Raw genomic sequence first — 13,953 nt, 5'->3', positions numbered from 1 at the left:
ATTGTACAATTGCAAAAATGATTATCGTTCTCAATTACATGCTGCTCCGGGATCTTCCCGGAGCAGCATGTGCCATTTTTAGGGTATTAACAATAGTATTCATTCTCAATTAGCTCATTATTTAAGGAGGAGATAAATATGCAAGCCATCCAAAAATCCAACTCAGCCGTTAGTTCTGTTAATCAGCCGACTCCACACCAAAAGCCGCGTATGAATTTGATTCATTTGCTTAAACACAAGGAGATGGTATTTGCCATCAGCAGTGGGGCGCTTATGTTATTGGCCTGGGGAATTGGAACCTGGTCACATGTGCTGTCGATCATCGTATACATTGCTGCATATGCTGTTGGAGGCTATATTAAAGCACGGGAAGGAATTGAGACGCTTGTTAAGGAGCGCGACCTTGACGTGAATCTGCTGATGATCGCGGCTGCACTTGGAGCAGCTTCCATCGGCTATTGGAACGAAGGGGCGATGCTCATCTTCATCTTTGCACTTAGCGGTGCGTTAGAGTCATTCGCGAGCGAGCGCAGCATGAAGGATATCTCGGCATTGATCGCCTTGAGACCGGAGACAGCGCTGAAGGTTGATGGAGATGGCATTTCCATGGTAGCCGTTGGAGAACTGATCGTTGGTGATCTGTTGCTAGTGAAGCCAGGAGAGGTTATTCCGGCAGATGGTGTTGTACAGAGCGGCGGATCCTCCGTGAACCAGTCAACAATTACAGGAGAGTCGATTCCTGTTGATAAAAGTACTGGCGATGAAGTGTATGCGGGTACTCTAAACGGTCAGGGCGCGTTGTACGTTGAAGTGACTAGCCCGGCAGAAGGCACTTTATTCTCGAAGATTATTGCGATGGTGGAACAGGCCCAGAATGAAACTCCTGCTTCCCAGCGCTTCATTAAGAAGTTGGAAGGAATATACGCCAAATCGGTTGTTGCTATAACGATATTGTTGATCTTATTTACCCCGCTGGTACTGGGTTTGACCTGGTCTCAAGCCTTCTATAAGGCGATGGTATTCCTGGTCGTCGCTTCCCCATGTGCGGTCGTCGCTTCTGTGATGCCCGCCACATTATCGGCGATGTCTAAGAGCGCCAGGAAGGGCGTCCTGTTCAAGGGGGCCGCGCATATGGATTTGCTTAGTGAAGCGAAGGTCGTTGCTTTTGATAAGACAGGGACATTGACCTCAGGATCGCCAGAGGTCACGGACCTCGTCGTTATGGAGGGATATGACCGATTGACCGTGTTGGCAGCATGTGCGGCGGCAGAGAGTTTGTCACAGCATCCGCTTGCCCGTGCTATCGTACGCAAGGCTATGGATGAAGGGATTACGCTTAGAGCTGCAGACGAGCTTCAGGACTTGCCTGGCTGGGGGATCGAGGCTCTGGTTGAAGGCCGTAAATGGCGGATTGGCAAGGCCGAGGCAGATGCGGATGGTTTGCCAACTGAGCTGCGTAATCGGATGCAAGCTTTAACAGAAACGGGTAATACAGTATCAATGGTTCAATGCGATGGCGAATACGTAGCACTGATTGCCCTGCGTGATAATATCCGTCCACAAGCGAAGGAGACAATTCGTAAGCTGCGGGAACTGGGTATTGCCACCGCGATGTTAACCGGAGACCGGAGTGCCACCGCTCAGGCAATTGCCAATGAGGCCGGAGTTGATTATGTCTTTGGTGATCTTTTGCCCCAAGATAAGGTTTCCCATGTCTCTGAGCTTAGAAAGAAATATGGCCATGTGGTTATGGTTGGCGATGGCGTCAATGATGCTCCTGCTCTGGCTGCAGCTACGGTTGGGATCGCGATGGGCGGCGGAGGCAGCGGTGCAGCGCTGGAAATCGCAGACGTTGTGCTGATGAATGATAATCTTGAGCGGATTGCCGATACATTCTCCCTGGCACGTCGCACCAAACGGATTGTTAGACAAAACCTTGTGTTTGCAGCATGTGTGATTCTTACATTAGTGGTTAGCAATTTTGTGCAGGGCATCGCTCTTCCGCTGGGCGTCGTTGGTCATGAGGGAAGTACGATCTTGGTTATTCTGAATGGATTGCGTCTGCTGCGATAAAATTAAGCAGGAAGAGGGAATAAGTGCTATTCATCATTTCTTCATTTGAACTTCACTGAACCTTCCTGTTACGAACATTGACTTTCCCTAACCTTTAATAAGATAATGATGAATATATAGTAGTTTAGATGAGCTGTGTGTATCTCGTGTTCAAGGAGGAATTATTTATGTATAAGACGATTATAATCGGTACAGGTCCTGCCGGACTGACGGCAGCCATTTATTTGGCTAGAGCCAATATGAAGCCATTGGTTATAGAAGGACCACAACCTGGTGGTCAATTGACGACTACAACGGATGTTGAGAACTTCCCAGGATTTCCGGATGGAATTATGGGACCCGTGTTGATGGAGAATATGCGTAAGCAAGCGGAGCGCTTCGGCGCAGAATTCCGCACTGGCTGGGTGAACAGCGTCGATATGAGCCGTCGTCCATTTAAGCTGGATGTAGATGGATTAGGTGAATTGGAGGCCGAGACGTTGGTGTTGTCCACAGGCGCTTCGGCAAAATATCTCGGTATTCCAGGTGAACAGGATAACGTTGGCCGCGGTGTCAGCACCTGCGCTACCTGCGACGGATTCTTCTTCCGCAACAGAGAGATTATCGTCATCGGTGGCGGGGACTCTGCGCTTGAAGAGGCTGGCTTCCTCACTCGCTTTGCCTCCAAAGTAACGGTCGTTCATCGCCGTGATGAACTGCGTGCCTCGAAGATTATGCAAGACCGTGTTCGATCTAATGAGAAGGTAGAATGGGCACTGGATCGTACACCGCTTGAAGTTGTTACAAATGATATGGGGGTAACCGGGCTGAAGGTTCGCAACAATGCAACTGGAGAGGAAGAAGTCATCAGCGCAACCGGTGTATTCGTAGCAATTGGACACACGCCGAATACCGGCTTCTTAGGTGGTCAGATCGATACGGATGAGAACGGATATATCATCGTCAAACCAGGCACCTCTGAGACAAATGTACCCGGCGTGTTCGCCTGCGGCGATGTTCAGGATACACGCTATCGTCAAGCGATTACCGCAGCTGGTAGTGGTTGTATGGCAGCGCTCGATTGCGAGAAGTATATCGAAGCTCTGGAGCATGAACAGAAGGAACTTGCCACGAAGTAATGGTTCTGAGCCGGTCATGGACTGGTGAAAATAGAGAGGACGGATCGTCATTGATCCGTCCTCTTTTTTACACAAAATTCGAGTCCATTTATAGGGTTTTTCTTTCACACAAATTTTGCTATTTTCTGAGCAGGAACCCTCTTTTATTACGTATATCTTGAAATAAAAGAAGATGCCGTTCAGCATAATTGTGAACTGACATCCTCCATATGGGCATCAATTAAGTAATAACATGATGAGCTGAAATACCAAATAGACAACAACTCCGCCACCAATCAGACTGAGTCCGACCTTTTTCTTGCCCTGAAATAGACGCAATATTCCGAGACTGACAAGTGGGGCAATGAAAAGCAAAAAGAGCATGACGGTGACGAACATTTCGACGGATATATCCGAAAGGTCCACGATGGTCATAGTTAGAGTGTCTCCCCATTCTACTACGTGCATGATTTGCAGTGACATATATCACAATTATTAACTTTTTTATTATATCAAAACTTCAGGTAGATTAGGTAGAAAATTCCGTGAAATTCATGTCATATTATTGAAATTATTGCCATGTTAATCTTTTGATCCATTCGTTATTGCTCGACAAAACTAGAAAACCTTTGCAGTACAGGCTATGTTACAATGAGCTTACATAGGGGTTGGCCAACACTTGTGTCATTAACTTTTTGTGAAGGGGGCATGAAGAGGCATGAGACGAAGCATGGTTAGACGCTGGCTGGCGGCAGGATTGTTAGGTGCAGTGATGTTGGGTGTAATTCCGCCCCATATTGGAGTTCCCCATGTGCACGCTGCGTCAGATTCGGTCTATGTTACATCGTCTACGGACTTGCAGTTGAAGCTTGCTGAAGGATTAGGAGCAAGAGAAGCCTCTATCACCTTAAAGTATAAAGGGCCGACCAAGGAACTGGAGCAGTTGCTCAAACAGGCGATCAATGAGGCGCTGGACAGCGACCCATACACTAAATATATTGTGGACCGATACACATATTCCTGGAAAGGAACGTCCGGATACGCGAAAATAAACTTGCAAGTAAGCTATCGAGAGACAGCGGAGCAGTCCGCTTATGTTAAGCGGCGCGTACAGGAGATTCTACGGGAGATTCTAACGCCCGAGATGAATGTTCACCAGAAGGTTAAGGCGATTCATGATTATGTTGTGCTGCATCTTATATATGACCGCGATTTGCAGAAATATACGGCCTACGAAGGTCTTCTCACCGGAAAGGCGGTCTGTCAGGGGTATTCACTGCTGACCTATCAATTATTAAAAGAGGCTGGATTCAACAATATGATCGTAGAAGGTACTGCGGGGGGGCAGCTTCATGCGTGGAACCTCGTTAGTCTAGATAACTTGTGGTATCACCTGGATACAACCTGGGATGATCCTTCGCCGGATAACCCGGAAAGAGTCAGGTACAACTATTATTTGCTTACCGATGAACAAATGAGGCAGGATCACCAGTGGGCCAAGCTTTATCCTGCAGCATCGACACTGTACCGTGACAGCCTGCGTTCTTTATCAATACAGGACGAAGATAAGAGGGATGTGTATCATGCACTTGAGGAGCAGCTCGGTTATAACCTGTATTACCCGAATGCCGCAATAACCGATTCAGTTGACATGCAAAAAAAAGTGAAGCAAGGTCTCAAAGCCGGGAAAACGACCATTACGGTACGTTATGACGGCTCTGAGAGACAGTTGCTTCAGGATCTGGTTAGTTTATATGATCTGTCGATCGATAATATTAGCTATTTAGCGTCTCCGCTCTATGGAACCGATGATCTCCAGGTGGAGATTCATTGGGAATAGCTCGCTTATTGATTGCCGCGAGTAGGGGAGGAGAGATCACATTCCTTGAGTGGGACAAGCTTAATATGATGTTTCCATTTATACCCGAGCCAGACGATTAGGAAGACCGGGATCGTAACATATGCCGCGATTAAGCCTTGCCAATCGAAGCCATGTTCCGTGATCAGGGACATGCTCTGTCCAATAATAACGATCAGGCACAGTATGAACGCAAAGATAGGGCCGAATGGGAACCATTTTGCTCTATATGGCAGTTCATTCAGATCATGGCCTTGAGCCATGAAGGCACGGCGGAACCGGTAATGGCTAATGGCGATGCCAAGCCAAGTGATGAAGCCGCACATTCCGGATGCGTTCAGCAGCCAGGTGTAGACAACACCATCGCCAAACAGCGAGGCCAAGAAAGCGATCATGCCGACCGCTGTCGTCAGCAGGAGAGCATTCATCGGGATACCGTGACGGTTCAGCCTGCCTAGGAATTGAGGAGCTTTACCGCGCTTGGCCAGGGAATAGAGAACGCGCGAGGAAGCGTACATTCCCGAGTTGCCAGCGGATAGCACCGAAGTTAAGATGACTGCATTCATTGCTGAAGCAGCGAAGGCCAGACCAGCTCGCTCGAATACAAGGGTGAACGGACTGACGCCGATACTGTCGATCCCACTCTTAAGCAGGTTTGGATTCGTGTATGGAATCAGAAGTCCGATCACTAGGATCGCGAAAATATAGAACAGCAGGATACGCCAGAATACTTGACGGATCGCCCGTGGGACATGCTCCCGCGGGTTATTACTTTCTCCGGCAGCAACCCCGATCATCTCAGTGCCCTGGAAGGAGAAGCCTGCGGCCATAAATACCCCAAGGAAGGTGAAGAACCCGCCGTGAAATGGCGCATCCCCGATCGTGAAGTTTTTGAAGCCGACAGCTTCGCCTCCTAAGATGCCAAAGATCATAGCAACGCCGACGATCAGAAACACGATGACGACAACAATCTTAATGATGGCGAACCAATACTCTGATTCCCCGTAGCCTTTGACAGACAATACGTTCAGTCCGAAGATCAAGGCCAGGAACAGGAAGCTCCAGATAAAAGAGGAGCTGTTCGGAAACCAGTATTTCATAATAAGCGTGGCAGCCGACAGCTCGGCTGCAATCGTGATTGCCCAGTTGTACCAGAAATTCCAGCCCATGGCGAAGCCAAGGGACGGGTCAACGAAGCGAGAGGCATAGGTCTCGAAGGACCCGGAGTCTGGTATATAAGTGGCCAGTTCTCCTAGACTGGTCATGAGGAAGTAGACCATGATGCCGACCGCTGCATAAGCCAGCAGGGCTCCGCCCGGACCTGCAGAGGCAATGGCGCCACCGCTGGCGAGGAACAGGCCCGTTCCGATCGAACCGCCGAGGGCGATCATCGTCATATGTCTCGCCTTGAGTCCCGGCTTAAGAGACGACGAATTTATCTTGCTAGGTTGTTTACTCATTGAACAGCACTCCTTAAGATGAATGTTCCATAAAACATTGAATTACATTCGGGTTCAAAGGAAATTTTGTCAAACCTTCTTCAGGAACCCACTCTCAGAGGCCGCAGCTGTTGGAAAATAGAAAAGGACCACGGAAGAATATCCGCGGTCCTGTTATGGACATGTAATATATACACGAAATCTCCGCACCATTCCTTCATGAAGATAGCTCAACACAATTTCCCATATGGCATAAGAAATTGTGACAGTTCTGTCTCTTTCGACGACAGCCCCAGCGGCTCAATCGGATTGAAGCTGATTGAACGCTTCGGCAACGGTGCCTTTCCTCCGGATTCATAGGCGGCTTCATACGCCTCCTCCGGTATACTCTTCACAGTTGCGACCTCTACCTCACCCGCAATGATGAGGCTAAAATATTCAATTATAGGGGAATTTGAACAAGTTGCCTTACAACATTAGCAAGTATATCTTATGCCATCTGGTAGGGCAACCACTAAAAATTAACTGTCGTTATCTTTCGCGCTTCGCCATTTGCTGCCAGACGGTGCCGGCGGCCTGTTCTCCGGATTCGATCCGCTCCACGGCCATTCTGGCCTGTAGGCCGACCTCGAATTCTGGATCGCCCGCTGCGGCACGCAATGCCTCAAGCGCATCGTCGGTGCCCGCCTCGTACAGGAAGCGCGCCGCCCGCCAGCGGACAAGCTTGCTCTTGTCCTGCAGCGCCTCGATCATTGGCCCTGTCGCAGCCGGATCGCCGATATCGGACAACGTATCGCCAGCGGTACGGCGAACGGCTGCGGAAGCATCGCGCAGCGCCTCATAGAGCAGTTCCATTGCTTCTGGCGTACGGATGTCGCCAAGGTAGACGACCACCAGACGGCGGACCTGCATCTGTTTGTCACGCAGTGCCTCTGTAAGCAGAGGCATCGCCTCTGGTCCTGGTTGCTGAAGTGCCTCAAGCCCGGCATACCGTACATGCCAGTCGCTATCTTGCATTTGCTCAACAACTTCAACTAGACTGAGCACGCGGCGATGCTCGACAAATTCGGCATCGCTATGGCCATGGGCAATCGCTTGACTCACGATCTCCTGCAGCCGTTCAGCCGGATAAGCAGCTTCAAGCTCCTGCTCTACTTCGCGGGCGATATCTGGCAATTCGCCATAACGCACACCGTAGTCGACCAGCTTACGCTCTTTAATCAATGTGGCGCTGGCGACCTCAGTGACGGCATCAACAAAACGGGAGGATAGTCCAATACGCTCCTCCTGATTGCCAGATTTAACACGAATCTGCATTGGAATACCACGGAAGAACTGCACGAATACTTGTGCCTCGCCAAAGCCATGGGCTTCTCCATCCTCCGGATTCCAGGCGGATTCCACATGATCCTGGCCGAATTGTTCTTGGACGGCGGCCAGAATTGCGGCCCAGTCTGCACCACCCTTACGATCCAATGCTACGAAATCTGCGGTGTGGAAGACGCTTTTCACCCCTGGGATGTTCAGCATTTGTCTGATCCAGGCCGGAGCGGAGCGTTCATTGTCCAATGTGTATGTTCTGCGAATCCCTGGCTCCAGGCTCTCGTCCAGATGTAGCTTCATAGAGTTGGGGCTAGGGGTAGGTTCTATAAAAATAATTTTCATAATTTGTTCACAATTCTCCCTTCACAAAGAAATTAAAAATTTGGATTTTTGAATTCGCTCTATTTATAGTTATTCTACCTTAATAAGCCGTGAATCCCAAGCCAGCTAAAGGAATTGGTAAATTAAACCTTGGGAAAATGTGAGCATTCGTTCAAGGTGTTTTTTACATAATTTCTCCAATAGGGACTTGAATGATTTACCGCGGTATTGATGCAGTTTGATACAATCCTACGAATTCATGTTGAAAAGAGCAAAATTTATTAATATATTGTAGGTAGCACGAATCTATCATTTATTTGTGCACACATTCATAGGAGGGTTGTCCTAAATGAAAAAAGGGGTCATAGCTTTATTAACTTTGGTGTTATCGGTCACCATGTTGGCGGGATGCGGAGACAAATCGACATCGGAATCCAGCGGTAATGGTGGAGAAAATACGCCTAAAGCGAACTTTAAAGTAGGGATGGTTACGGACGCTGGAACAATCGATGATAAGTCTTTTAACCAGGGTACCTATGAGGGCATCGTGATGGCTAACAAGGATTTCAAGATGGATTACAAATACTTGAAACCAGCCGGAACAACGGAAGCAGATTATTCGAAAGAGATCGGTAATCTGTACGATGCTGGCTTCAAATTTATCGTAACACCTGGCTTCAAATTTGAAACCGCTATTTTTAGTGCTCAAGACAAATATACTGATGCTAAATTCGTTATTATCGACGGAGCACCACACTCTGGGGACGCTAAGCCGGTCGTAAAAGAGAATACTGTCTCCATCTTCTTCGCGGAGCATGAGGCTGGGTTCGTGGCTGGCGTAGCGGCGGCCCTGCACGTGAAGGACGGGCAAGCCGGCTTTATCGGCGGTATGGAAATTCCTCCTGTACAGAAGTTCAACTGGGGCTTCCAACAGGGTGTGAAGTATGCAAATGAAAATCTAGGTACGAAACTAGTGATCAACAAAGAGAACGTAGTATACCAAGGTTCCTTCGATAATGTTGCAGCAGGCAGCCAACTCGCTGCACAAATGTATGACCGCGGCGTAAACGTTATTTTCGCAGCTGCTGGCGGCGTAGGTGTAGGCGCTATCAACGAGACGAAGACTCGTGTTAAGAACGGTTCAGACGTTTGGGTCGTAGGCGTTGACGTTGACCAATATCAAGACGGCATTTATGAAGGAGACAAATCAGTTATCCTTACTTCCGCTGTCAAGAAGATTGACCAAGCTGCTTATGACATGATTAAGGCTGAGATGGAAGGCAAGTTCCCAGGCGGACAGACACTTACCCTTGATGCGAAGAGCGATGGCGTAGGTCTTCCAGAGAAGAATCCGAACCTTAGCGAAGACATTCTTAAGCAAGTGGACGAAGTATATGGCAAGATTAAATCCGGAGAGATTACTGTAGCTGGTGAGCAAGGCGACCTGATTAAGTAATCCCTATCAAGGATCAACTGAATCGACGTAATCCTAGAAGCAAGCGACATCGAGTTTAATAAAAAAGACGGAGTTTCCTCCGTCTTTTTTTAAGGTAACGAAGAGAATAATATGCAGCAGGAGCTATACATCCTGATATCGCAAGCAAATTGACCATTTGCCGAGGTCTTTCTCGTTGAGGTGCGTCGATTGGCGTTTTTCTGGTTAACTTCCGAACCACACAAAACTTACTATTGAAGAAGGAGAGATCCCTATACCATGGACTATGTTGTCGAGATGGTGGGCATCCGCAAGGAATTTCCGGGTATCGTAGCCAATGATGACATTACGATTAGGCTGCAGAAGGGCGAGATTCATGCCCTACTGGGTGAGAACGGGGCAGGCAAATCAACACTGATGAGTATCCTGTTCGGCATGTATCAGCCTGACCGTGGAGTCATTAAGGTGAAAGGCCAGGAAGTGCGGATTTCGAATCCGAATGTGGCGAACAAGCTTGGCATCGGGATGGTGCACCAGCATTTCAAGCTGGTTGAGCCATTTACCGTGACCGAGAATATTATTCTAGGCAGTGAGACTCGCAAATTTTTCTTCGGCCTGGACGTGAGAACCGCTGCCAAGCGGGTAGAGGAACTGTCCAAGAAATACGGCCTCAATGTAGACCCTTATGCCAAAATCGAAGATATTTCGGTGGGCATGCAGCAGAGGGTTGAGATTCTTAAGATGCTATACCGCGATGCGGAAGTACTCATCTTCGACGAGCCAACCGCCGTGTTGACTCCGCAGGAGATCAAAGACCTTCAGGATATCATGAAGAATCTGGTTAACGAAGGTAAGTCCATTATTTTGATAACCCACAAGCTGAAGGAGATCAAAGCAGTAGCAGACCGATGTACCGTTATTCGCCGTGGCAAGACGATCGGAACAGTGAATGTTGCCGACACCAGCCGCGAAGAAATGGCTGAAATGATGGTAGGACGTAGCGTATCCTTTAAGGTAGACAAAGAAGAGAGCAAGCCGGGTAAAACTGTGCTTGAGGTCCAATCGCTCACGGTTAAGAACAGTAAGAAGGTCGAAGCACTTAAATCCTTCAGTCTTAGTCTAAAAGCCGGCGAGATATTAGGGATTGCAGGGGTAGATGGCAACGGGCAGTCTGAGCTAATTGAGGCCATTACCGGTCTTCGTTCTATAGAGAGCGGAACCGTAACCTTAAACGGGAAGACTCTAAATGACTTGTCCGTTCGCCAGCGCAATGACAGTGGAATTGGACATATTCCCGAAGACCGCCATAAGCGGGGGCTTGTGCTGGATTACACGCTCGAGGAGAATCTAATTCTTGAAGTGTACAACAGACCGCCATACTCCAAGAAGGGTCTGCTTCAGTCAGCAGCGATCAGCGAGCATGCAGAGCATATTATTCAGAGCTTCGATGTCCGGTCAGGTACTGGCGGAAGTTCAATCGTTCGCTCGATGTCTGGAGGCAACCAGCAGAAGGCGGTTATCGGACGCGAAGTAGAACGTGATCCCGATCTTCTGATAGCGGTTCAACCGACCCGGGGGCTTGATGTGGGTTCTATTGAATATATACACAAGCGCCTTGTGGAGCAGCGAGACAAGGGCAAAGCTGTTCTACTCGTCTCGTTGGAACTGGACGAAGTAATGAACTTGGCGGATCGCATCGCAGTTATAAATAATGGCGAGCTGATAGGGATTGTTAATGCCTCCGAAACGAACGAAAGAGAGCTCGGGCTCATGATGGCCGGGTATCATAAGGAGGAGGGCACCGCATGAATAACAGCGTAAAATCGTTGCTTGCCGTTGTGTTTGGACTTATCGCAGGGGCATTGCTTATGGCGGTGACTGGTCATAATCCGGTAGAAGGGTATATGTATCTCATCCAGGGCGGACTTAAGAACCCAGAAAGAATCGGAAATACGTTGGCTACAGCAACTCCGCTTATCCTGACAGGTTTATCGGTTGCGTTTGCGTTCCGTACTGGATTGTTTAATATCGGAGCGGCTGGACAGATGCTTATCGGCGGTTTCGCAGCAACAGCTATAGGTCTTTCGCTGGATCTGCCTAGCGCAATTCTTTTGCCGTTAATGGTAATCATCGGGTTTATCGGCGGTGCTCTGTGGGCTGTTATCCCAGGCTTCTTGAAGGCCAAGTATAACGTGCATGAAGTCGTATCCACGATCATGATGAACTGGATCGCTTACTGGACGGTATATTATGTTGTTCCAGCTTACTTCAAAGGGACTAGCCTGGAGACAGAATCGCGCCAGCTTCCGTCAGGAGCGATGCTGCATCAGGAATGGTTAAGCAACTTATTCCAGGGATCCTATATCAATTTGGGCTTTTTTGTCGCGGTTCTCGTCGTGCTGTTGGTCGCATTCCTGATTAACAAGACGACGCTTGGTTATGAGCTGAAGGCGGTCGGATTCAACCGACACGCGGCTGAATATGCAGGCATCGCCGTTAAACGGAGCATTGTGCTGTCTATGTTCATTTCTGGCGGCATCGCTGGCCTGGCAGGGGTGGCACAATACACAGGGAATGCGTCCAGCATTCAAATTGGCATATTGCCGACCCAGGGCTTTGACGGCATCGCTGTCGCACTGCTTGGTGCGAACGCGCCATTAGGGGTATTTGCGTCGGCTCTGTTCTTCGGTTTACTATATTCCGGCCGGGGATTCATGAATGCCATGACCGATATCCCGCCGGAAATTGCAGACACTATCATTGCCATCATTATTTATTTTGCCGCGACAAGCATTCTTATCGAACGACTGATTCGCAAGCTGAAGGTGCGTCGTGCAGCAAATAAAAAGCAGGGGGAACAAGACCATGTGGACAACGCTTGAACAGATTTTTCCGTATGCTATCGTGTTCACTATCCCGCTTTTGATTACCGCCTTGGGCGCATTGTTCAGTGAACGAAGCGGGGTCGTGAATATCGGTCTCGACGGGTTGATGATTGTCGGTTCCTTTACCGGTGCTTTTGTCGTATCGAAGCTACAGGAACATTATCAGGGCTCGTGGTGGGTTCTGTGGGTAGGATTGCTAGCTGCTGCTGTGGTAAGCGCATTATTCTCCATGTTGCATGCCTTCGCGAGTATCAATCTGAGCGCCAACCAGATCATTAGTGGAACGGCGATCAATATGATTGCCGGCGCCTTGACCATCTTCCTGGCACGTAACATGACTGGTAGTGGGAATATTCGGATCACACAGGGCTTCTTGCCTTTCGATATACCGGTGCTATCCAAGATTCCGATTATTGGTCCCTTATTCTTCACCAAAATGTATGCATCGACATTGTTAGTCGTAATCATTCTCTTGCTCAGTACATTTCTGCTGTACAAGACGCCATTTGGCCTCCGCCTTCGTTCTTGCGGTGAGCATCCGCATGCTGCCGAAGCAGCTGGTATCCATGTGAGATCTATGCGTTACATCGGCGTTATGATCTCCGGGGCATTTGCCGGGTTGGGCGGTGCGACAATTCTATTGACTTACTCGGGAGAGTTTACCGGGAATGTGGCGGGCCTTGGTTTCCTTGCCTTGGCTTCGTTAATTTTCGGTCAATGGAAGCCGATGGGCATCTTGCTGGCAACCCTATTCTTCGGCTTCGCCAGCACCGTAGCTAACGTATCGCAGGTCATTCCGTCGCTGGCCGTATTCCCGCCAGTCATTCTGAAGATTCTCCCTTATGTGGTGACACTGATCGCCCTGGTTATCTTCTCGAAATCGTCCAATGCACCGAAAGCCGTCGGAGAGCCTTTTGATTCTGGAAAACGGTAAAATCGGCATAGGATTGCATATAGTAGCATTGCAGACATCCAAGTCTACCATACAATAGCATGAAGACCCTCTTACACTAGTTCAGTCTCTAGAAGGCAAGAACCCGGTAAGAGGGTCTTTTTACGCTATAAGAGGTTGTTCAAAAAGTCCGCTTTTGATCACGAAGTAACACTGAGAGCCTATTCGGCATCGAATCTTGAATTTAGCCGGGCCTTCCGGTGCTCACGTACCCACTACGTACGCTGCGCTCCTCAGACCCTAGCTTCATCCAACCTTCTCGGTGCTGAAAACCGTACTTTTAAACACGCACCATAAGTGCGAGTTAAAAAAGGGAGTGCTCATAGCACCAAAGTTTACGGATTCTGCTGTGGTTTTTTCAAAACGACTTAGATCGGATCTCAGAGGTAGAACTTTTTGAACGACCACTACAAATTTTAGAAGGGGGGACAAGTAAGTATAACGACAGTAACAATGCAATGAAAAGATTGCGCGGTCAGTCTCAAGTTCTTTTTACACAAAACATACTATCAGTTACTTCTGCTATAACAATGCTGGCATATATTGAGAGTGAGTCTATAAAAATTTAAT

At 48.6% G+C, this 13,953-nt stretch carries 10 protein-coding genes and 1 riboswitch; of the genes, 7 read left to right on the top strand and 3 right to left on the bottom strand.

Annotated elements, in window-relative coordinates; all coding sequences use genetic code 11:
* Nucleotides 1-138 precede the first annotated feature (138 nt).
* Nucleotides 139-2,073, top strand: a complete 1,935-nt coding sequence (locus EI981_RS24475) for a heavy metal translocating P-type ATPase (RefSeq protein WP_127002676.1) — start codon at nucleotides 139-141, stop codon at nucleotides 2,071-2,073.
* Nucleotides 2,074-2,240: 167 nt separating this feature from the next.
* Nucleotides 2,241-3,191 (top strand): thioredoxin-disulfide reductase, encoded by a 951-nt coding sequence (gene trxB, locus EI981_RS24470; protein ID WP_127002674.1) that lies wholly within the window; start codon nucleotides 2,241-2,243, stop codon nucleotides 3,189-3,191.
* Nucleotides 3,192-3,407: 216 nt separating this feature from the next.
* Here trxB and EI981_RS24465 read toward each other — a convergent pair whose 3' ends face one another.
* The gene (locus EI981_RS24465; RefSeq protein ID WP_127002672.1) at nucleotides 3,408-3,605 is read right to left on the bottom strand and encodes a hypothetical protein; all 198 of its coding nucleotides are present in this window, start codon (nucleotides 3,603-3,605) and stop codon (nucleotides 3,408-3,410) included.
* 283 nt (nucleotides 3,606-3,888) lie between these two features.
* On the opposite strand from EI981_RS24465, the gene EI981_RS24460 reads away from it, so the two are divergent.
* Nucleotides 3,889-5,010 (top strand): transglutaminase domain-containing protein, encoded by a 1,122-nt coding sequence (locus EI981_RS24460; protein ID WP_127002670.1) that lies wholly within the window; start codon nucleotides 3,889-3,891, stop codon nucleotides 5,008-5,010.
* A 5-nt stretch (nucleotides 5,011-5,015) separates the two neighbouring features.
* On the opposite strand, the gene EI981_RS24455 is transcribed toward EI981_RS24460, so the two are convergent.
* Together EI981_RS24455 and EI981_RS24450 are read right to left on the bottom strand one after the other, a co-directional pair.
* Nucleotides 5,016-6,488, bottom strand: coding sequence for an amino acid permease (locus EI981_RS24455; protein WP_127002668.1), 1,473 nt, complete (start codon nucleotides 6,486-6,488; stop codon nucleotides 5,016-5,018).
* A gap of 197 nt (nucleotides 6,489-6,685) precedes the next feature.
* Nucleotides 6,686-6,884, bottom strand: a riboswitch (Lysine riboswitch).
* Nucleotides 6,885-6,998: 114 nt separating this feature from the next.
* Nucleotides 6,999-8,132, bottom strand: coding sequence for a virulence factor (locus tag EI981_RS24450; protein ID WP_127002666.1), 1,134 nt, complete (start codon nucleotides 8,130-8,132; stop codon nucleotides 6,999-7,001).
* 328 nt (nucleotides 8,133-8,460) lie between these two features.
* On the opposite strand from EI981_RS24450, the gene EI981_RS24445 reads away from it, so the two are divergent.
* The 4 genes from EI981_RS24445 (at nucleotide 8,461) to EI981_RS24430 (ending at nucleotide 13,365) form a co-directional block, all read left to right on the top strand.
* Nucleotides 8,461-9,567 (top strand): BMP family lipoprotein, encoded by a 1,107-nt coding sequence (locus tag EI981_RS24445; RefSeq protein WP_127002664.1) that lies wholly within the window; start codon nucleotides 8,461-8,463, stop codon nucleotides 9,565-9,567.
* A gap of 258 nt (nucleotides 9,568-9,825) precedes the next feature.
* A complete protein-coding gene (locus EI981_RS24440) occupies nucleotides 9,826-11,355 on the top strand; it encodes an ABC transporter ATP-binding protein (RefSeq protein ID WP_127002662.1) in 1,530 nt (509 codons plus the stop codon).
* Nucleotides 11,352-12,428, top strand: coding sequence for an ABC transporter permease (locus EI981_RS24435; RefSeq protein WP_127002660.1), 1,077 nt, complete (start codon nucleotides 11,352-11,354; stop codon nucleotides 12,426-12,428). The genes EI981_RS24440 and EI981_RS24435 overlap by 4 nt, the downstream gene beginning before the upstream one ends.
* Entirely contained in the window at nucleotides 12,412-13,365 is a 954-nt protein-coding gene (locus tag EI981_RS24430) for an ABC transporter permease (RefSeq protein WP_127002658.1), read from the top strand. The genes EI981_RS24435 and EI981_RS24430 overlap by 17 nt, the downstream gene beginning before the upstream one ends.
* The last annotated feature ends 588 nt before the right edge of the window (nucleotides 13,366-13,953 follow it).

This window comes from Paenibacillus lutimineralis (assembly GCF_003991425.1).
GTDB lineage: Bacteria > Bacillota > Bacilli > Paenibacillales > Paenibacillaceae > Fontibacillus > Fontibacillus lutimineralis.
The sequence above is the reverse complement of the archived record's forward strand: the minus strand, read 5'-3'. Positions and strand labels throughout refer to the sequence as shown.

What these genes read in the sequence shown, in the direction of transcription:
- EI981_RS24440 (WP_127002662.1), top strand. Translation starts at nt 9,826, where the DNA reads ATGGACTATGTTGTCGAGATGGTGGGCATCCGCAAGGAATTTCCGGGT.
- EI981_RS24465 (WP_127002672.1), bottom strand. Translation starts at nt 3,605, where the DNA reads ATGACCATCGTGGACCTTTCGGATATATCCGTCGAAATGTTCGTCACC.
- EI981_RS24445 (WP_127002664.1), top strand. Translation starts at nt 8,461, where the DNA reads ATGAAAAAAGGGGTCATAGCTTTATTAACTTTGGTGTTATCGGTCACC.
- EI981_RS24460 (WP_127002670.1), top strand. Translation starts at nt 3,889, where the DNA reads ATGAGACGAAGCATGGTTAGACGCTGGCTGGCGGCAGGATTGTTAGGT.
- EI981_RS24475 (WP_127002676.1), top strand. Translation starts at nt 139, where the DNA reads ATGCAAGCCATCCAAAAATCCAACTCAGCCGTTAGTTCTGTTAATCAG.
- EI981_RS24430 (WP_127002658.1), top strand. Translation starts at nt 12,412, where the DNA reads ATGTGGACAACGCTTGAACAGATTTTTCCGTATGCTATCGTGTTCACT.
- EI981_RS24455 (WP_127002668.1), bottom strand. Translation starts at nt 6,488, where the DNA reads ATGAGTAAACAACCTAGCAAGATAAATTCGTCGTCTCTTAAGCCGGGA.
- trxB (WP_127002674.1), top strand. Translation starts at nt 2,241, where the DNA reads ATGTATAAGACGATTATAATCGGTACAGGTCCTGCCGGACTGACGGCA.
- EI981_RS24450 (WP_127002666.1), bottom strand. Translation starts at nt 8,132, where the DNA reads ATGAAAATTATTTTTATAGAACCTACCCCTAGCCCCAACTCTATGAAG.
- EI981_RS24435 (WP_127002660.1), top strand. Translation starts at nt 11,352, where the DNA reads ATGAATAACAGCGTAAAATCGTTGCTTGCCGTTGTGTTTGGACTTATC.